The sequence below is a fragment of the Xanthobacter autotrophicus genome (genome assembly GCF_030015065.1).
In the GTDB taxonomy this organism is placed as follows: Bacteria; Pseudomonadota; Alphaproteobacteria; order Rhizobiales; family Xanthobacteraceae; genus Xanthobacter; species Xanthobacter autotrophicus_D.
Window position 1 is genome coordinate 1 of record NZ_JAIVFN010000411.1, and the last position, 451, is coordinate 451.

Sequence of the window (451 nt, forward strand, 5' to 3'; positions counted from 1 at the left end):
TGATCGAGGGGGCCAACGAAGTCGCCGATGGGGCGGTGAGCTAGGGGCTCCCTCCCCTGGATGAGCCCCTGCAACGGGGCAAGACGGGTCCGGCTGTTGCCGCTGTGTCCTAAAATTACGCTCCCGAGGAAAGAACCGGCATGGCCACAGCCATGAAAGGCTTTCATTCTTGCAACCAAGCGTGGTGAAGATGAGCAAGCCTTTTGTTTCGCTGTGTCCGGAGGTGACCCGCTCCGATGCCCTGCAATTGATGCACTGGCTGGAGGACGACGCGGTCGTCCGCTACCTGAGCGACTCGCGGGACGTGTCCCGCACCATCGAGCGCGCGATCGCGCGGGTGCACATGCCCATCCTCACGCACCTCTTCAACCAGGGTGGACGGTTCTTCATGGCCTGTGACCGGAACGACCGGCCGGTCGGCTTCGTCCGCCTCGCGCGATCCGGGCCGGAC

Annotated in this window: 1 protein-coding gene; it reads left to right on the top strand. The window is 64.1% G+C overall.

Annotation, left to right across the window (positions count from 1 at the left end; all coding sequences use genetic code 11):
• Window positions 1-190: 190 nt before the first annotated feature.
• Window positions 191-451 (top strand): hypothetical protein (locus K9U40_RS23785; protein WP_282892520.1); only part of this gene is annotated, 261 nt, incomplete at its 3' end.